We start from the raw sequence: 511 nt of genomic DNA on the forward strand, positions 1-511 counted from the left end.
GCAGCCACCCAATTAGTGAGGGTCTGCGGAACCAGTCCGAGCTCTCGAGCGACGTCCGCGACGGATCGCGACCTATCAATCACCTCGCGCACTGCCTCCGCGCGGAACTCCGGAGAATACTTCCCACGGGAACTGGACATCCCGGGCCTTCCTTTCGGTCATCGCGGTAATCCTACCAATTCCGCGGTGGTCCAGAAAGAATGGGGCACCTCACTCGGAACGACACGCCCGAATCAGACCTTATGAATAACGCTCAAAGCATGGGCATCATTCGTCCAGAACAATTCACTGAACACCTGGATCGAATACACGCCACTCGCCTGGATGAAGTACTTAATCCGATAACCGTCACCCGTGATCCCCCACAGATCAGCACTCTCCAACGTCTCCCGAACAAAGTACTTCCACCCCTGAGGCTTATGCAAAATACGATTGATCGAGATGGATTTGCGCGTGTCGGTCACGAATAACACCGGCTAATCCGCTTTGATTGAAGAGCAGCCTCTAACAG

Annotated in this window: 2 protein-coding genes; both read right to left on the minus strand. The window is 54.6% G+C overall.

Features of this window, described 5'->3' with window-relative positions:
- The coding region (locus tag C5D07_RS16500) for a transposase (protein ID WP_146079777.1) at positions 1–140 on the minus strand (140 nt) is incomplete at its 3' end.
- Between the two features lie 93 nt (positions 141–233).
- Positions 234–473: a hypothetical protein gene (locus C5D07_RS15110; RefSeq protein WP_104259711.1), complete on the minus strand. Its 240-nt coding sequence runs from the start codon at positions 471–473 to the stop codon at positions 234–236.
- Positions 474–511: the final 38 nt, after the last annotated feature.

It is taken from the genome of Rathayibacter tritici (assembly GCF_002932875.1).
GTDB lineage: Bacteria > Actinomycetota > Actinomycetes > Actinomycetales > Microbacteriaceae > Rathayibacter > Rathayibacter tritici.